13 protein-coding genes are annotated in these 14075 nt (G+C 52.6%); all 13 read right to left on the bottom strand.

The window, feature by feature from the left end:
• Positions 1 to 32 precede the first annotated feature (32 nt).
• Positions 33 to 1403 carry a colanic acid biosynthesis phosphomannomutase CpsG gene (cpsG, locus tag ACJHWR_RS13550; RefSeq protein WP_001296216.1) on the bottom strand — a complete coding sequence of 457 codons (1371 nt, stop codon included), beginning with the start codon at positions 1401 to 1403 and terminating at the stop codon, positions 33 to 35.
• A gap of 101 nt (positions 1404 to 1504) precedes the next feature.
• Positions 1505 to 2941 carry a mannose-1-phosphate guanyltransferase gene (gene cpsB, locus ACJHWR_RS13545; protein ID WP_000079255.1) on the bottom strand — a complete coding sequence of 479 codons (1437 nt, stop codon included), beginning with the start codon at positions 2939 to 2941 and terminating at the stop codon, positions 1505 to 1507.
• 2 nt (positions 2942 to 2943) lie between these two features.
• Positions 2944 to 4167: a colanic acid biosynthesis fucosyltransferase WcaI gene (wcaI, locus tag ACJHWR_RS13540; RefSeq protein ID WP_000699660.1), complete on the bottom strand. Its 1224-nt coding sequence runs from the start codon at positions 4165 to 4167 to the stop codon at positions 2944 to 2946.
• Complete coding sequence (gene gmm / locus ACJHWR_RS13535; RefSeq protein WP_000479836.1) at positions 4164 to 4643, bottom strand: GDP-mannose mannosyl hydrolase; 480 nt, start codon at positions 4641 to 4643, stop codon at positions 4164 to 4166. The genes wcaI and gmm overlap by 4 nt, the downstream gene beginning before the upstream one ends.
• Before the next feature lie 2 nt (positions 4644 to 4645).
• Complete coding sequence (gene fcl / locus ACJHWR_RS13530; protein WP_000043606.1) at positions 4646 to 5611, bottom strand: GDP-L-fucose synthase; 966 nt, start codon at positions 5609 to 5611, stop codon at positions 4646 to 4648.
• Between the two features lie 2 nt (positions 5612 to 5613).
• Positions 5614 to 6735: a GDP-mannose 4,6-dehydratase gene (gene gmd / locus ACJHWR_RS13525; protein ID WP_000048190.1), complete on the bottom strand. Its 1122-nt coding sequence runs from the start codon at positions 6733 to 6735 to the stop codon at positions 5614 to 5616.
• 26 nt (positions 6736 to 6761) lie between these two features.
• Positions 6762 to 7310 carry a colanic acid biosynthesis acetyltransferase WcaF gene (gene wcaF, locus ACJHWR_RS13520; RefSeq protein WP_001153572.1) on the bottom strand — a complete coding sequence of 183 codons (549 nt, stop codon included), beginning with the start codon at positions 7308 to 7310 and terminating at the stop codon, positions 6762 to 6764.
• Positions 7311 to 7325: 15 nt separating this feature from the next.
• Positions 7326 to 8072: a colanic acid biosynthesis glycosyltransferase WcaE gene (gene wcaE, locus ACJHWR_RS13515; protein ID WP_000927008.1), complete on the bottom strand. Its 747-nt coding sequence runs from the start codon at positions 8070 to 8072 to the stop codon at positions 7326 to 7328.
• A 10-nt stretch (positions 8073 to 8082) separates the two neighbouring features.
• Positions 8083 to 9300, bottom strand: a complete 1218-nt coding sequence (wcaD, locus tag ACJHWR_RS13510; protein ID WP_000107776.1) for a colanic acid polymerase WcaD — start codon at positions 9298 to 9300, stop codon at positions 8083 to 8085.
• The gene (wcaC, locus tag ACJHWR_RS13505; RefSeq protein ID WP_001023941.1) at positions 9275 to 10492 is read right to left on the bottom strand and encodes a colanic acid biosynthesis glycosyltransferase WcaC; all 1218 of its coding nucleotides are present in this window, start codon (positions 10490 to 10492) and stop codon (positions 9275 to 9277) included. Before wcaC ends, wcaD begins: the two co-directional genes overlap by 26 nt.
• Positions 10489 to 10977 carry a colanic acid biosynthesis acetyltransferase WcaB gene (gene wcaB / locus ACJHWR_RS13500; protein WP_000888740.1) on the bottom strand — a complete coding sequence of 163 codons (489 nt, stop codon included), beginning with the start codon at positions 10975 to 10977 and terminating at the stop codon, positions 10489 to 10491. Before wcaB ends, wcaC begins: the two co-directional genes overlap by 4 nt.
• Before the next feature lie 2 nt (positions 10978 to 10979).
• On the bottom strand, positions 10980 to 11819 hold the full coding sequence (gene wcaA, locus ACJHWR_RS13495; RefSeq protein ID WP_000654489.1) for a colanic acid biosynthesis glycosyltransferase WcaA: 840 nt from the start codon (positions 11817 to 11819) through the stop codon (positions 10980 to 10982).
• 91 nt (positions 11820 to 11910) lie between these two features.
• Positions 11911 to 14073 (bottom strand): tyrosine-protein kinase Wzc, encoded by a 2163-nt coding sequence (wzc, locus tag ACJHWR_RS13490; protein WP_000137122.1) that lies wholly within the window; start codon positions 14071 to 14073, stop codon positions 11911 to 11913.
• Positions 14074 to 14075 lie beyond the last annotated feature (2 nt).

Genomic DNA, 14075 nt, shown 5'->3' with positions numbered 1-14075 from the left:
TTACCCGCAGTGGGGTAAGGGAAGATCCGACATTACTCGTTCAGCAACGTCAGCAGAGTTCGCGTTCGCGCTTCCATCAGCGGCACATCACCGCGCGATTCCACATTCAACCGCACCACCGGTTCGGTGTTGGAGGAGCGCAGGTTAAAGCGCCAGTCGGCAAAGGTCATGCTGATGCCATCGGTGCGATCCACCGCCAGCGCCTCACGGCTAAAATGCTGTTCCACGCGGTTAATCGCCTCAACGGGTTGCGCCAGTTTGCTGTTGATCTCACCGCTTGCCGGAAACGCTGCCATCCGGTCGCGCACCAGTTCGCCCAGCGTTTTTCCTTTCAGGCACACCAGTTCGGCGACCAGCAGCCACGGGATCATGCCGCTGTCGCAGTAAGCGAAATCACGGAAATAGTGGTGGGCGCTCATTTCGCCACCGTAGATGGCGTCTTCCTTGCGCATCCGTTCTTTAATAAAGGCGTGTCCGGTTTTCGACATTACCGGCGTACCGCCTGCGGCAGTCACCACATCAACGGTGTTCCAGGAGAGACGTGGATCGTGGATGATCTTCGCGCCGGGATTTTTTTCGAGGAACGCTTCTGCCAGCAAACCGACAATGTAGTAACCCTCGATAAACTGCCCTTTTTCGTCAAACAGGAAACAGCGGTCAAAATCGCCATCAAAGGCAATGCCCATATCCGCGCCGTGTTTGATGACCGCATTGCGGGTGTCGTCGCGACATTCCGGCAGCAACGGGTTAGGAATACCGTTGGGGAAATTGCCGTCCGGCGTGTTATGCACTTTGATTAACTCCACCGGTGCGCCGAGGGCTTTAAAGCGGGCTTCGATGGCGTCCACCACCGGACCCGCCGCGCCGTTCCCGGAGTTAATCACCAGCTTGAGCGGCGTAAGGTTTTTGACGTTGATATAACCGAACAGGTGATCAACGTAAGCGTCACGCAGATTGATTTGCTGATAGCGACCGCGTTTGGTTTCATCGACGGGAGGAAAGTCGTTGGCTTCTGCCAGACGCTGGACGTCGCGCAGTCCGGTATCGCCGCTGATCGGGCGAGCCCCTTCGCGCACCAGTTTCATGCCGTTGTAATCCATCGGATTATGGCTGGCGGTAACTTCGATGCCGCCATCCACGCCGAGATGGAACGTGGCGAAATAGATCTCTTCGGTGCCGGACATACCGATATCCAGCACATCGACGCCCGCATCCTGTAAACCTTTCGCCAGCGCCAGTTTTAAGGTTTCGCTGGTGAGGCGGACATCACCGCCTAACACAATGGTTTTCGGTTTGAGAAATTCGCCATAAGCGCGACCAATGCGCCAGGCAATATCTTCATTCAGTTCTTCGCCTAATTTCCCGCGAATATCATAGGCTTTAAAGCAGGTTAATTTTTTCATGTCGTTACCCTTTTTCAGGCAATAGTTGGCCCTGACCGAAACGGCCAATTTTGTTTTTGTCGTTATTTGCCGGAGATTTATTCCGGTTGATTATTCAACTGCTACACCCGTCCGTAGCGATCCGCGAAGCGCACCACATCATCCTCTTCGAGATAAGAGCCGGAGCGCACTTCAATTAAATCGAGCGGAATTTTCCCCGGGTTTTCCAGGCAGTGCGTCGCCCCCAGCGGAATATAAATGGACTCGTTTTCACCAAGCAGTTTGATATCACCGTCAATGGTGACTTTTGCCGTTCCCGCGACCACCACCCAGTGCTCCGCGCGGTGATGATGCATCTGTACCGACAAGCCTTCGCCCGGTTTCACGGTGATGCGTTTCACCTGGTAGCGGTCGCCCGCGTCGATAGAGTCATATTTGCCCCACGGACGATACACTTCGCGATGCACCCGATGCTCATGGCGACCATCAGCTTTGATCTGCTCGACCACTTTCTTCACATCCTGCACCGCATTACGGTCGGCAATCAGCACTGCATCTTTGGTCTGCACTACCACCAAATCTTTCACCCCGACGGTGGTGACCAGGCCAGATTCGGCGTACACATAGCTGTTTTCAGTTTTGTGATTAATCACATCGCCATGGCAAACGTTGCCCTCGGCGGTGTGGGCGCTGATCTCCCATAATGAAGACCAGGAACCGACATCGCTCCAGCCCGCATCCATCGGCACCACAACGGCATCTGCCGTGCGTTCCATGACCGCGTAATCCACCGACTCTTCCGGACAGGCGAGAAACGCCTCTTCATCCACACGAATAAAATCGAGATCCGGATCGACGGCGTTCATCGCTTTTTCACAGGCATCGAGAATATCCGGGCGATACTTTTTCAGTTCTTCGAGATAGCGTCCGGCACGGAACAGGAACATACCGCTGTTCCAGTAATATTCGCCACTTGCCACATAGGCCTGGGCGGTTTCCAGATTCGGTTTTTCGACAAACTGCGCCACTTCAAAGGCCACCGCATCCTGCTCACCCGCCGACACTTCACCGCGACGAATATAGCCATATCCGGTTTCAGGTAGATCCGGCACAATGCCGAAGGTCACCAGCTTGCCCGCTTCGGCATACGGCATGGCATTACGCACGGCGGCACGGAACGCGTCTTCATCGGCAATCACATGATCCGCCGCCAGCACCAGCATTAATGGGTCGTTCTCCGGGCTATGACGTTTTGCCGCCAGCGCCGCCAGCGCAATGGCCGGTGCAGTGTTACGCCCTGCCGGTTCGAGAATAATGTTCTCGGTGAGTTTGTTCAGTTGACGCAGCTGTTCCGCGACAATAAAGCGGTGCTGCTCATTGCAAATCACCACCGGGCTTTCGCACTCCACGCCGTTCAGGCGGCAGATGGTGGTTTGCAGCATGGTGAGATCGCCTTTCAGGCATAAAAACTGCTTGGGGTAAAGTACGCGGGAAAGCGGCCATAAGCGGCTACCGGAGCCACCTGCCATCACAACTGGATAGAGTTTCGACTGCGCCATAATTATCCCCGAATATCATTTATAAATTGACGTAACACGTTCTCTTTATCGAGCGTGCGTTCGGCATATTCACGTGCCACCGTGTTGTGTTTGGGCAGCAGGAGCGCCTGACGAATCCCCGCCACCAGCGCCTCGACCGATTCCGGTTCTACGCAAACCGCAATGCCCGGAAAGGTTTCGCAAAGCTGTCCCAGTTCTGTGTGGGCTTCAGCAGTAATCACCGCGTTACCGCCTACCGCCAGAATATTGGTCAGTTTCGACGGCAATACGGCATCTGCCGCGCCGCGTTTTTGCACCACCAGATGGCAATCCCCCATCTTCAGCAGTGCGGGTAAAGCGTCATACGATTGCAGCGGGAAAAATTGCATGTTGCGCAGTCCACGCTGCTGCGCCATTTTTTCAAGCCGCGCTTTGCCGCCGCCCTGCCCGACAATGGCAAAAATAAGCGGTTCATCGCGCAGGCGATCGGCAGCTTCAATAACGTTTTCCAGCCCCTGCTTTTCACCAATATTGCCGGAGTAAAGAATGATTTTTTTGTTATCCGGCAGGCCAAGCTGGTTACGAAGGGCGTCAACATCGGCGTCTGCAACATGTTGAAAACGGGCGATTTCCGACCAGTTGGGGAAGAAGATGACGTTTTCCGCCGCCACGCCTTTTTCGATAGCTTTATTCATCATCGAGCGCGAAATCGTGGAGACGTTATCGACGTTATGCAGTCCGCTACGTTCGAACGCCGTCGCCAGCTGTGCCACTTTGCCGCCTTTACTTTTTCCGGCAAGGCCCAGCCCCAGCATGGCGTCCACTTCGTAATCCTGAATATGTAGCACCGTGCGCGCACCAGACAGTTTCACCAGCAGGCGCATTCCCGGCGTGCAAAACAGCGTTGGTACCACGCCGATAATGCGATCCGGCTTCCAGCGACGTTGCGCCATCAGCGGAAAGAAACTGCTGGCGGCAAAACTGCCGAGATGCAACAGGCGTTTCAGGGTGCTCGGCTGTTTTGGCACGTACAGCGGGCAGCGCCACACCGTGGCGGCCCCCTCTTCCCGTTTGTACCGCCAGGCGGAATAGTTCTCGCCCACCTGCCATTGCGGGTAGTAAGGCGGTGCGGTAATAACCCGCACCTCATGACCTTCTGCCGCCAGCCATTCCACCATCTCGCCGGTGTATTTGCCGATGCCGGTTAACTCCGGCGAGTAGTTAATGCCGTAGACCAGTATTTTCATAATCCGGGTACTCCGGCACGCTTCTCAGCGAGAAAATAGGCGCGGCTGTTAGCGTGAACATTGTCACTAGCGAGCAGTGCGTCCGGCGTCAGCCAGCGGTAATCGTCATGCTGCTCATCCGGCAGTAACAGCTCTTCTTCCGCGACTCTGAAGCGAAAACCGAGCACCACATAGTGAGTGGTAAAATCCGTGCCGGAGAAGTTATCGTCATAAAAATGCTGCCAGACACCGTAAAACTGGCCTGCTGTTATCGGCAGACGCAGCCCCAGTTCCGCCATCGTCAGCCGCTCAAATGCGGCTTCCAGCGTTTCGTCTTTCTGCACGCGCCCTCCCGGCACAAACCAGTAACCCTGCGCCGGGCGGTTGGTTCTTTTGCCAAGCAGAAACTCGCCGCGACTGTTCTCGACAATAAAGTCGAGAGAGACAAGCGGTGTGGAGCGCACTACCGTGGCAAAGTCTTCCTGACGTAAAAACATCATTACCCCCGAAAGCGGTCTTGATTCTCAAGGAACCACTGGTAAGTGCTGGCGAGCCCCGCTTCCAGTGAGATTTCGTGATACCAGCCAAGCTGATGCAGGCGTGTCACATCCAGCAGTTTGCGCGGTGTACCATCCGGTTTACTGGCATCAAAAACCACCCGACCTTTGTAACCCACCACTTTGGCGATGGTTTGCGCCAGCTCGCGGATAGTGCAGTCAACGCCCGTGCCGACGTTAATGTGCGACAGCATCGGTTGGGTGTTCTCCAGCCAGACTTCGTGCGCCAGCTCCATCACATGAATGCTCGCCGCCGCCATATCATCGACGTGCAGAAATTCGCGCATCGGTGTACCGCTGCCCCACACCACCACGTCCGGTGCATTCTGTGCCGTCGCCTCGTGGAAGCGACGCAGCAATGCAGGGATCACATGCGAATTACTCGGGTGGAAGTTGTCATGCGGGCCATACAGGTTGGTCGGCATGACCGAGCGGTAATCGCGTCCATACTGGCGGTTGTAAGATTCGCACAGTTTGATCCCGGCGATTTTGGCAATAGCATAAGGCTCGTTAGTCGGCTCCAGCGTACCCTGCAATAACTCGCTTTCTGCCATCGGCTGTTTTGCCAGTTTCGGGTAGATACAGGACGATCCGAGAAACAGCAGTTTGTTCACGTCGTTCTGATGCGCGGCGTGAATGATGTTGCTCTCAATCATCATGTTCTGATAGATGAAATCCGCCGGATACGTGTTGTTGGCAACAATGCCGCCCACTTTCGCCGCCGCCAGATAGACCTGGTCAATACGTTCGCTGGCAAAGAAATCATGCACCGCGCGGCTGTCCAGCAGGTTCAGTTCATCGCGGGTGCGTAATACCAGCTCTACATCACCGCGCTGTTCGAGCTGCCGCCTGATGGCGGAACCGACCATCCCGCGATGGCCAGCAATAAAAATGCGTTGTTTACTCATGCTTATGACTCCAGCGCGATCGCCACGTCGTAGCCGTGAGATTTCAGCAGAGAGTGTTTTTTCGCCGCTTCGAGGTCATTAGCCACCATTTCAGACACCATCTCTCTGAGGGTGATTTCCGGTTTCCAGCCCAGTTTTTCGTGCGCTTTGGTCGGGTCGCCGAGCAGCGTTTCAACTTCAGCCGGACGGAAGTAACGCGGGTCAACGGCGATAATCACATCACCCGGTTTAACGCCCGGCGCGTCATGCCCGGTGACGGAAACCACAATGCCCTTCTCTTCAACGCCCGTGCCTTCAAAGCGCAGTTTGATGCCCAGCTGTGCTGCCGCCATTTCCACGAACTGACGTACGGAGTACTGAACGCCGGTAGCAATAACGAAATCTTCCGGTTGTTCCTGTTGCAGCATCATCCACTGCATTTTTACGTAGTCTTTGGCATGGCCCCAGTCACGCAGGGAATCCATGTTGCCGAGGTACAGGCACGACTCCAGCCCCTGGGCGATGTTGGCGATTGCGCGGGTGATTTTGCGGGTAACGAAGGTTTCGCCACGGCGCGGGGATTCATGGTTGAAGAGAATACCGTTACAGGCGTACATGCCGTAGGATTCGCGGTAGTTAACGGTGATCCAGTAGGCGTACAGTTTGGCGACCGCATACGGAGAGCGTGGGTAGAACGGCGTGGTCTCTTTCTGCGGAATTTCCTGCACCAGACCGTACAGTTCAGAAGTAGAAGCCTGATAGAAACGGGTTTTCTTTTCCAGACCGAGGAAGCGGATCGCCTCGAGCAGGCGCAGCGTACCCATCGCATCGACGTCTGCGGTATATTCCGGTGACTCAAAAGAAACCGCAACGTGGCTCATTGCGCCCAGGTTGTACACTTCATCCGGCTGCACTTCACGCAAAATGCGCGTCAGGTTGGAGGTATCACTCAGGTCGCCATAATGCAGATGGAATTTCGGATTGCAGGTGTGCGGATCCTGATAAATGTGATCCACGCGCTCGGTGTTGAATGACGATGCGCGACGCTTAATACCATGCACCTCGTAACCTTTTTCCAGCAGAAACTCTGCCAGGTAAGAACCGTCTTGTCCGGTTACGCCGGTGATGAGAGCGACTTTTGACATGTCTTATTCCTCTGTATTTTTTGAATTTATTCAGTTTCAACGCGTTTGCGTATCACCACTGCGGGGTTCCCCCGGCAAACCACATTTGCCGGAAGCGATTTAAAAACACTGCTTCGCGCACCCACGACGGTGCCGTTGCCGATCGTGACGCCAGGGGCAACAAAAACATCTGTCGCCAGCCAGCATTTCTCGCCAATCACAATAGGCGTGGCGTTAATGGTGAAATGTTGACTTGCATGGTCGTGGCTCCCGGTGCATAAATAACTTTTTTGCGATATCACCGAATGTGCGCCAATGATTATTTCACCGAGGGTATATAAATTGACGTCATCGCCGACCCACGCGTAATCACCTAAGGTTAATTTCCACGGATAGGTAATTTTTACTGACGGACGAATCACTACGTTTTTTCCTATTTTTGCGCCGAATAAACGTAATAAAAATGCCCGCCAGCGATACAATACTTGTGGCGACCAGGCAAATAATGTTGCCTGTACTGCCCACCACAATTGCACTTTAATAGCGTTGCCGCCCCGGAACCCTTTCGGCACCGAGAACCCACTTAAATCCTGCATCGTTTTCCCTTATATTCAGCTTTTGTTATATAAGGCTTTCGTCTTTGAGGTAGTACGCTGGCGTAAATGCCAGGATAATTCTGCCCAGAAGCCAGGCACATGTAATATCTGCCGTTGGACTTTTTTGGCGTCAGCACATAATTCCATATTATTGGTGGTAGATACTCCCCCCATAGAAAATTCAGACACCAGGCCATTGAGTTTTCTAAATGCATAACCAGCTTTATACATTTTGGCTGCCAGCGCGTAATCGGAAGAAACTTTATATTCCAGGTCATAACGCCATTTTTTCAAGCCGGATACCGGAAAAAATATCGCCTGATGACTGGCGGGCAGGCTGTGATAAATATACCAGCCCGGTTTGGCGCTACGTTTAATTTTATGCCCGTCGCCAAAATCCAGCAGCGCATCGCCGGTGATCATCACGTTATCTTTTTGTACTTTTAACTTACGGACAAAATTTGCGGCATCCTGATGAAAAATATCACCTGAGTTGAGAAACAACGCGAACTTGCCTTGTGCCATCGCAATGCCCTTGTTCATGGCGTCGTAGATACCGTTATCTGGTTCGCTGACAAAGCGTAGGTTATAGATACCCTTGAGATTTTCCAGGTACTCACGGGTGCCGTCATTGGAACCGCCATCGACAACAATCCATTCGAAGCTGATATCGTCCGCCTGCGCCAGATGCGCCAGCGAGGCATGTGTTTTGACTATCCCTGCGAGGTTACGAAACGCGACAGTGATTATGCTAAGCAACATGTTCTTATTCTTACCTCGTAATATTTAACGCTTTTCGCAAAATAAACGGACAGACGATTAAAAATGCATATTCCGGGCTAAATATCGAACCGGTAAAAAACAGCGACACCGGAGTAAAAAGATATAATTGCACGCGAAAATTGCGGTTATCACCAAAAGCGTTGATCATCATTTTTATCACTTTCCCCATGTACCACAGTGATAAAAACACCGCGAACCAGGAAAAATAAATAATCAGCAGATACAAACCATTGTCTATGGTTTTTCCGACATCCACACCGTTAAATATTCCGAATGATGCGACATATTCATAAAGTGAGCCAAATCTGACTACACCGTCAATATGGGTCAAAGAATAACCGACCATCACCAGCGGACCGACAATACGATAATACGATGACGACCCTTCCGTACCTAAATCGCCCAGACGGGTGGAAATATAAGGAAACGCGATTACCACACCAACCAGGAATACAGCCAGAGAAACCAATGCTAACGGTAACTTTTTCTTAATCGCCTCTTTATTCAGATATTGAAATGCCCACTCCAGCAAATAAAAAAGGATAAAGGTCATAACCCCTGAAAACGATCCGGATAATATTATCCCTGCGAGAATCATAGCATCGGTTTTAGGCGTTTTGATACCAAACTGTTTGATGCTGAGCCAAATTGAGATTAATGCCAGAGCGAAAAATGCCGGTTCGAAATAAAGTGCTGTCGTGCGCTTGCCGCCGAATTTAATGAAATTCAGCACATAGCTGTTGCTGTAAATCAGATATTTCGAAATCGACTCCATAATATTGCTACCGCCGGTGAGGATAATTTGCGCCATCTCCACCGCCGCCAGCGCCACCACCAGCCCGACCACCAGATAAAAGAAACGTAATATCTTGCGATGGTTGTGTGGCGAAATTGTTTTAAAACGAATACTCCACACCATGCCAATAATGATCACAATATAGACAAACAGCATGGTTGAAGTGACGTATTTACTGGCATCCAACGACTGACCAAACAGGTAGTTAAACGCCGTGAGTCCCGCACCAACCCCTAAGGCAATCATCAATTTTTTAACGTTGATGCGCTCTAAAAACAGCAGTAACAAGACGGGTAAAAAAGTGACGATGGTAATGGGGAAACTTTCGCCAAGCTGGGCGATTTTGACGTTAACCAGCAGGTAAATCAGCGGCAGCAGTAGGTAGCTACAGATTCTGATAGAAGTTGACATACTCCTCCAGCATCTGTTGTCCACTGTAGGCGGCGCGGCTGCGTTGGCTAAACCCAGCCAGCGTGGTACCAAATATCGCCTGCGCAATTTCCGGTTTGCTTAACTGCACCAGTTGCAGCACCTCTTCTTCGCTGACGGTTTTACCGCCGGATTTTTGCAGCACTTCCCGCGCCGCATCGCTATGGGTGGCAATCACCGGCACGCCAATCGATAGCGCCTCACACAAAATCAGCGGGTAGTTATCGACGCGAGAACTGAATACCAACGCATCCATCTGATTGAGCGCGCTCATCAACTTGCGCTTGTCAGTTTCAAAGCCGTGATTAACCACGTTGCCAGCGGTGAACGGCGAGAACTTACCAAAGGTATGCAGTTCAATTTTGTCGCCCAGCGCCATCATCTCACGTACCAGTTGCTGGTTAGTTTTGCCGTCGTAACGCAGATCATGCGCCACCACCGCGATTTTCGGCTTGTCCTGGGTTTCGCGTACCGGAGGCAAGTCCGCCAGAATCGCTTCGGTTGCCATATCAATGCCATTATTGATAATCCGGCAACGCCCTGGACCGTACAGACTATTGAAAGCATCAGCCACATGCTGGCTGGGGGAAATAAACTGACAGCCCAGCGCCAGCATCTCACGGAATAACTGGCGTTTGCCCGCCACCAGTTGGTGTGCGCGATCAATCTTCACCGGCGGATAATTATTTAAGGTCGGGCATTTCTGGCAGCCCGTTTTCCAGCCTTCGCAACCGTCGGTAAAGGCGCAGCGTCCGGTAACGCTCCAGTGGTCGTGTAGCGTCCAGACCAGAGTGACATCCGTTTTATGGTTTTTCACTTTTTCGCAAAAGCGCACCACGCTCTTAAGATTCAACCAGTAGCTGTGCAGCACATGAAAATGCAGGACCACCGGACCCGGTGTGCGAGTAATGGTGCGATATAACTCATTGAAATTGCCGAACAGATCGCGATTAAGCAGACGAAACAACGCAATGTTCGCCATCGCGGTCATCCGCGGCGTATGTTTGATGACCTGCGGATAGTTCTGATGGCTGACGCTCTCTTTGCCACCTTTGCCGTAGCCGTAGACAAAATGTGACGCCAGCCCCTGTTGCAGCGCGCGCTGGTGGAGATCTAACGCCACACCTGCTGCCCCGCCTTCCGCCAGTCGCACATTGAATTGCAGAATATTCATTTAATTACCTTCACTCGCGCTTTTTCTCCCACCACCAGCGCGTTGTCCGGGACAGAGTCGAGCACCACGCTGCCCGCGCCCACGGTGACGTTGTTACCAAGCGTGATATCACCAAGAATAATGACGTTGGCACCGAGTTCGACGCCGTTGCCAATGTGTGGACATGCCATGTTATCGGCACCACGATTGCCGATAGTGACGCCGTGACGAATGGTGAAATCATCCCCCGCGACCACGTTTTTATTGATCACCACGGCGTAACCGTGATGGATAGTGAAACGGCGGCCAATGGTCGCGGCGGCCTGGATTTCATAACCGAAAAAGCATTCGGTGATAATGCGATACAGCACCAGCAGCGGGGCCGCCCACAGATTGTTGAGGACGTTCTTTTTGCGCCACACCGAACAAAAATGAGCGACGCGATAGGCAAGAACCATGCAGCACGGACGTAAACTCCAGCTGTTGGCGCGCAGATCTTCCAGCATCTTTAGCGCCCCCGAATACCATCAGCCAGACGTTTGCCGTTACGCACCGACAGCAGCGTCAGCAAAGTGCGCCAGGTCATGCGTTTATTGCGGATCTGGTAGAGGGTAAACAGCTGATATTTTTTGCTGGCGCGGTCGAATTTGTCTTTGTGCTTGCGGTAAAAGTGGAAGTATCCGGAGAATTTTTTCGGTGACGAGGTGATCTGCATTTCACCATGATTGATATGCAGGATCTGCGTCGCCTCTTCCACTTTCCACGGTTCGCCGTACTCCACTACCATCCGCAGGAAGATGTCGTAATCCTGTGCCGCTTTCAGTTTGGTATCGAACAAGCACTCTTTGAAACGCCACGCCCAGGTAAAGACCTGATTGCCAATAATATTGCGTTTGTAGAACAGGCGGCGTGAATACGGCGATTTGGGATACAGCGGCAAGCTTGCCGGTTGGGAATAGACTTCGCCCTGGCAAACGTAGTCGTTAGCGTACAAAAAGGCGTGAGTGACCAGTTGCTGTTTATGGGCGAGGAAGACGCTCAGGCGGTTGGGTGTCCATTCATCATCATCATCGATCCCGGTGATGTATTCCCCTTGCGCCAGCATAATCGCCTGGTTACGTACCGCGCACGCCCCGCTGTTAATGTCGTTGTGAATGTAAGTGATGCGCGGATCGTTGAGGGCGGTGACGTACTGTTGTAGTTGTTCCCAGGAGGTGGAGCAATCATCCACGATAATCATCTCCCAGTTGTTGTAGTCCTGGCGCAGGACCGATTTTATCGCCCGAATAGCCAGTTGTTGGCGGTTCCAGGTCGGCATATAGATTGAAATCAGCGGATTGTCTTTCATAGGTTGTTCTCACGGCTTATGAGCTGGTTTGCTTGCCGGATGCGGCGTGAACGCCTTATCCGGCCTACGGGGCGGTGCGAATGCAGCGTCGTTATTTCGCATCCGACTTATATTCGTATTCGTAATAGCCATAATCCTGATACGCGCTGGCGCGGCGGAAGATGGAGTTCAGAATCACCCCTTTCACCGGAATACCATTTTGCTCAAAGCGGCTCAGACTGGTTTCCACTTCTTTCAATGTGTTGACCGCATAACGCGCCACCATTAACGTGGTTCCGACATGACGACCAACAATTGCCGCATCGGTCACTGCCAGAATCGGCGGCGTATCAATCAACACCAGGTCGTAGTTTTTACTCGCCCACTTCACCAGTTCGGCAAAGCGTTCGCTCATTAACAGTTCAGAAGGATTTGGCGGCACCTGACCGCGCGGGATCAGGTCAAATTTGGCAATAGAGGTCGGTTTAGCAGCAGTAGTAATATCGCCCTGTCCAATCAGAATTTCCGACAGGCCATTAACGTTATTAGTGCCCAACAGCTCGTGGGTGTAGCCTTTGCGCATATCGCAGTCGATCAACAACACCCGTTTATTGGTCTGGCTAATCACCGCCGCCAGGTTGGCGCAGACAAAGGTTTTACCGATTGACGGGCTAACCCCGGTCATCATCAACACATTGTTCTGCGCCTGCATCATCGCGAAGTGCAGACTGGTACGCAGACTACGGATGGCTTCAATCGCCAGATCGGTTGGATTCCCCACCGCCAGTAGCTGGCTCTGTTTATAGCGTTTAATCCCTTTGATGGTTTTGACGCTATCGCGCGCTTTCTGCCACTCCGACAGCGGGATGCTGGCATAGACGCTAATGCCATGTTCTTCCAGCACTTGCGGGCTTTCAATGCCGCGATTAAACAACGAGCGCAGCAGCACAGCCACGATAGAGAGCATCAGGCCAAGGATAATCGCCCCAAGGATAATCAGCCCTTTCTTCGGTTTTAGCACACCTGGCTGGGTGATTGCCGGGTCAACAATGCGCACATCGCCGACGGTGCTGGCTTCGGTGATTTTCAGCTCCTGCTCTTTATTCAGCAGCTGCATATAGACCTGCTGCCCAGACTCGACATCGCGGGTCAGACGGACAATCTCCTGCTGGGTTTTCGGCATCGCCGTTACGCGACCGTTCAGTTTGGCTTTTTCGTCTTCCAGCGCCTGCCGTTTCTCCAGCAGCGTGCGATACGCCGGGTGAACTTTGGTGTACAGCTTGGAGATTTCCGCTTCTTTAAAGGTCAGTTCGTTCAATTGTGCGTCGATGTTCACCATCGAATCGAGCACCGCTTTTGCTTCCAGCGGCAGATCAACAGAATCTTTATCCTGACGGAAGGCATTCAATTTATTTTCGGCAACATCAAGGCGGCTACGTACTTCCGGTAACTGTTGCGCGAGGAAGGCGAGGCTTTTCGACGCTTCCGCGGATTTGCGCTCAATATTTTGTTCCTGATAGTTACGGGCGATGCTGTTAAGAATGTCGCGGATCTGTTCGCGATCTTCACCGGTATAAGTCAGGCTCAGTACGCCTGCGTCTTTGCCGTTCTCCGTTACCGTCAGGCTGTTTTGCAGTTGGTTGATCATCCCCAGCGTGGAGTATTTGGTGACGGTAAACTCACTGCCCGGGCTGGAGTGAATGGCTTCAACCATCAGCGTGACGCCTTCTTTTTTCAGCATCTGGCCCGCTTGCCCACGGGCGCTAAAGCCGCCATCGCTGCTCAGAGTGTAGTTTTTATCGTCCAGCACATTAAGCGTAAACACCTGATCCGCCATCTCTTTCGGGCGGTTAAAGGTGGTCACTTTTACCGTCTCGTTCTGGCGTCCCATCAGGCGATCCCAGCCCGCACCGAAAATAGGGAACGTGTTTTTGCTCACTGCAATATCGAGGTCGAGATCGTCCACCGTTTTACCAAGCACCAGACGCGAACGAATCAACTGGATCTCGGCGTCCGATGCTGGCGGTTTGTTGGCTAATGCCGAACCAATGTCCTGCACTAACGAATTGCCGCTGTTTTGCTCGATTTGTACCAGTGCGTCGGCACTATAAATCGGCGTGGCGAAGAAGGTGTAAACCACGGCACAGAGGGCAAATACGGCGGTGATGCCAATTACCCACCAGCGCGCTTCAATGACGGTGCCGACCAGGCGACCAATATCGATTTCATCACTGCCCGTTACCGGAGCGGCATGTTGTTTTACTTTTTCTGTCATTC

This window comes from Escherichia sp. WS568 (assembly GCF_046486085.1).
Classification (GTDB): domain Bacteria; phylum Pseudomonadota; class Gammaproteobacteria; order Enterobacterales; family Enterobacteriaceae; genus Escherichia; species Escherichia coli.
The sequence above is the reverse complement of the archived record's forward strand: the minus strand, read 5'-3'. Positions and strand labels throughout refer to the sequence as shown.

What these genes read in the sequence shown, in the direction of transcription:
- wcaB (WP_000888740.1), bottom strand. Translation starts at nt 10,977, where the DNA reads ATGCTGGAAGATCTGCGCGCCAACAGCTGGAGTTTACGTCCGTGCTGC.
- wcaC (WP_001023941.1), bottom strand. Translation starts at nt 10,492, where the DNA reads ATGAATATTCTGCAATTCAATGTGCGACTGGCGGAAGGCGGGGCAGCA.
- wcaE (WP_000927008.1), bottom strand. Translation starts at nt 8,072, where the DNA reads ATGTTGCTTAGCATAATCACTGTCGCGTTTCGTAACCTCGCAGGGATA.
- gmm (WP_000479836.1), bottom strand. Translation starts at nt 4,643, where the DNA reads ATGTTTTTACGTCAGGAAGACTTTGCCACGGTAGTGCGCTCCACACCG.
- wcaA (WP_000654489.1), bottom strand. Translation starts at nt 11,819, where the DNA reads ATGAAAGACAATCCGCTGATTTCAATCTATATGCCGACCTGGAACCGC.
- wcaF (WP_001153572.1), bottom strand. Translation starts at nt 7,310, where the DNA reads ATGCAGGATTTAAGTGGGTTCTCGGTGCCGAAAGGGTTCCGGGGCGGC.
- cpsG (WP_001296216.1), bottom strand. Translation starts at nt 1,403, where the DNA reads ATGAAAAAATTAACCTGCTTTAAAGCCTATGATATTCGCGGGAAATTA.
- wcaI (WP_000699660.1), bottom strand. Translation starts at nt 4,167, where the DNA reads ATGAAAATACTGGTCTACGGCATTAACTACTCGCCGGAGTTAACCGGC.
- wcaD (WP_000107776.1), bottom strand. Translation starts at nt 9,300, where the DNA reads ATGTCAACTTCTATCAGAATCTGTAGCTACCTACTGCTGCCGCTGATT.
- wzc (WP_000137122.1), bottom strand. Translation starts at nt 14,073, where the DNA reads ATGACAGAAAAAGTAAAACAACATGCCGCTCCGGTAACGGGCAGTGAT.
- cpsB (WP_000079255.1), bottom strand. Translation starts at nt 2,941, where the DNA reads ATGGCGCAGTCGAAACTCTATCCAGTTGTGATGGCAGGTGGCTCCGGT.
- gmd (WP_000048190.1), bottom strand. Translation starts at nt 6,735, where the DNA reads ATGTCAAAAGTCGCTCTCATCACCGGCGTAACCGGACAAGACGGTTCT.
- fcl (WP_000043606.1), bottom strand. Translation starts at nt 5,611, where the DNA reads ATGAGTAAACAACGCATTTTTATTGCTGGCCATCGCGGGATGGTCGGT.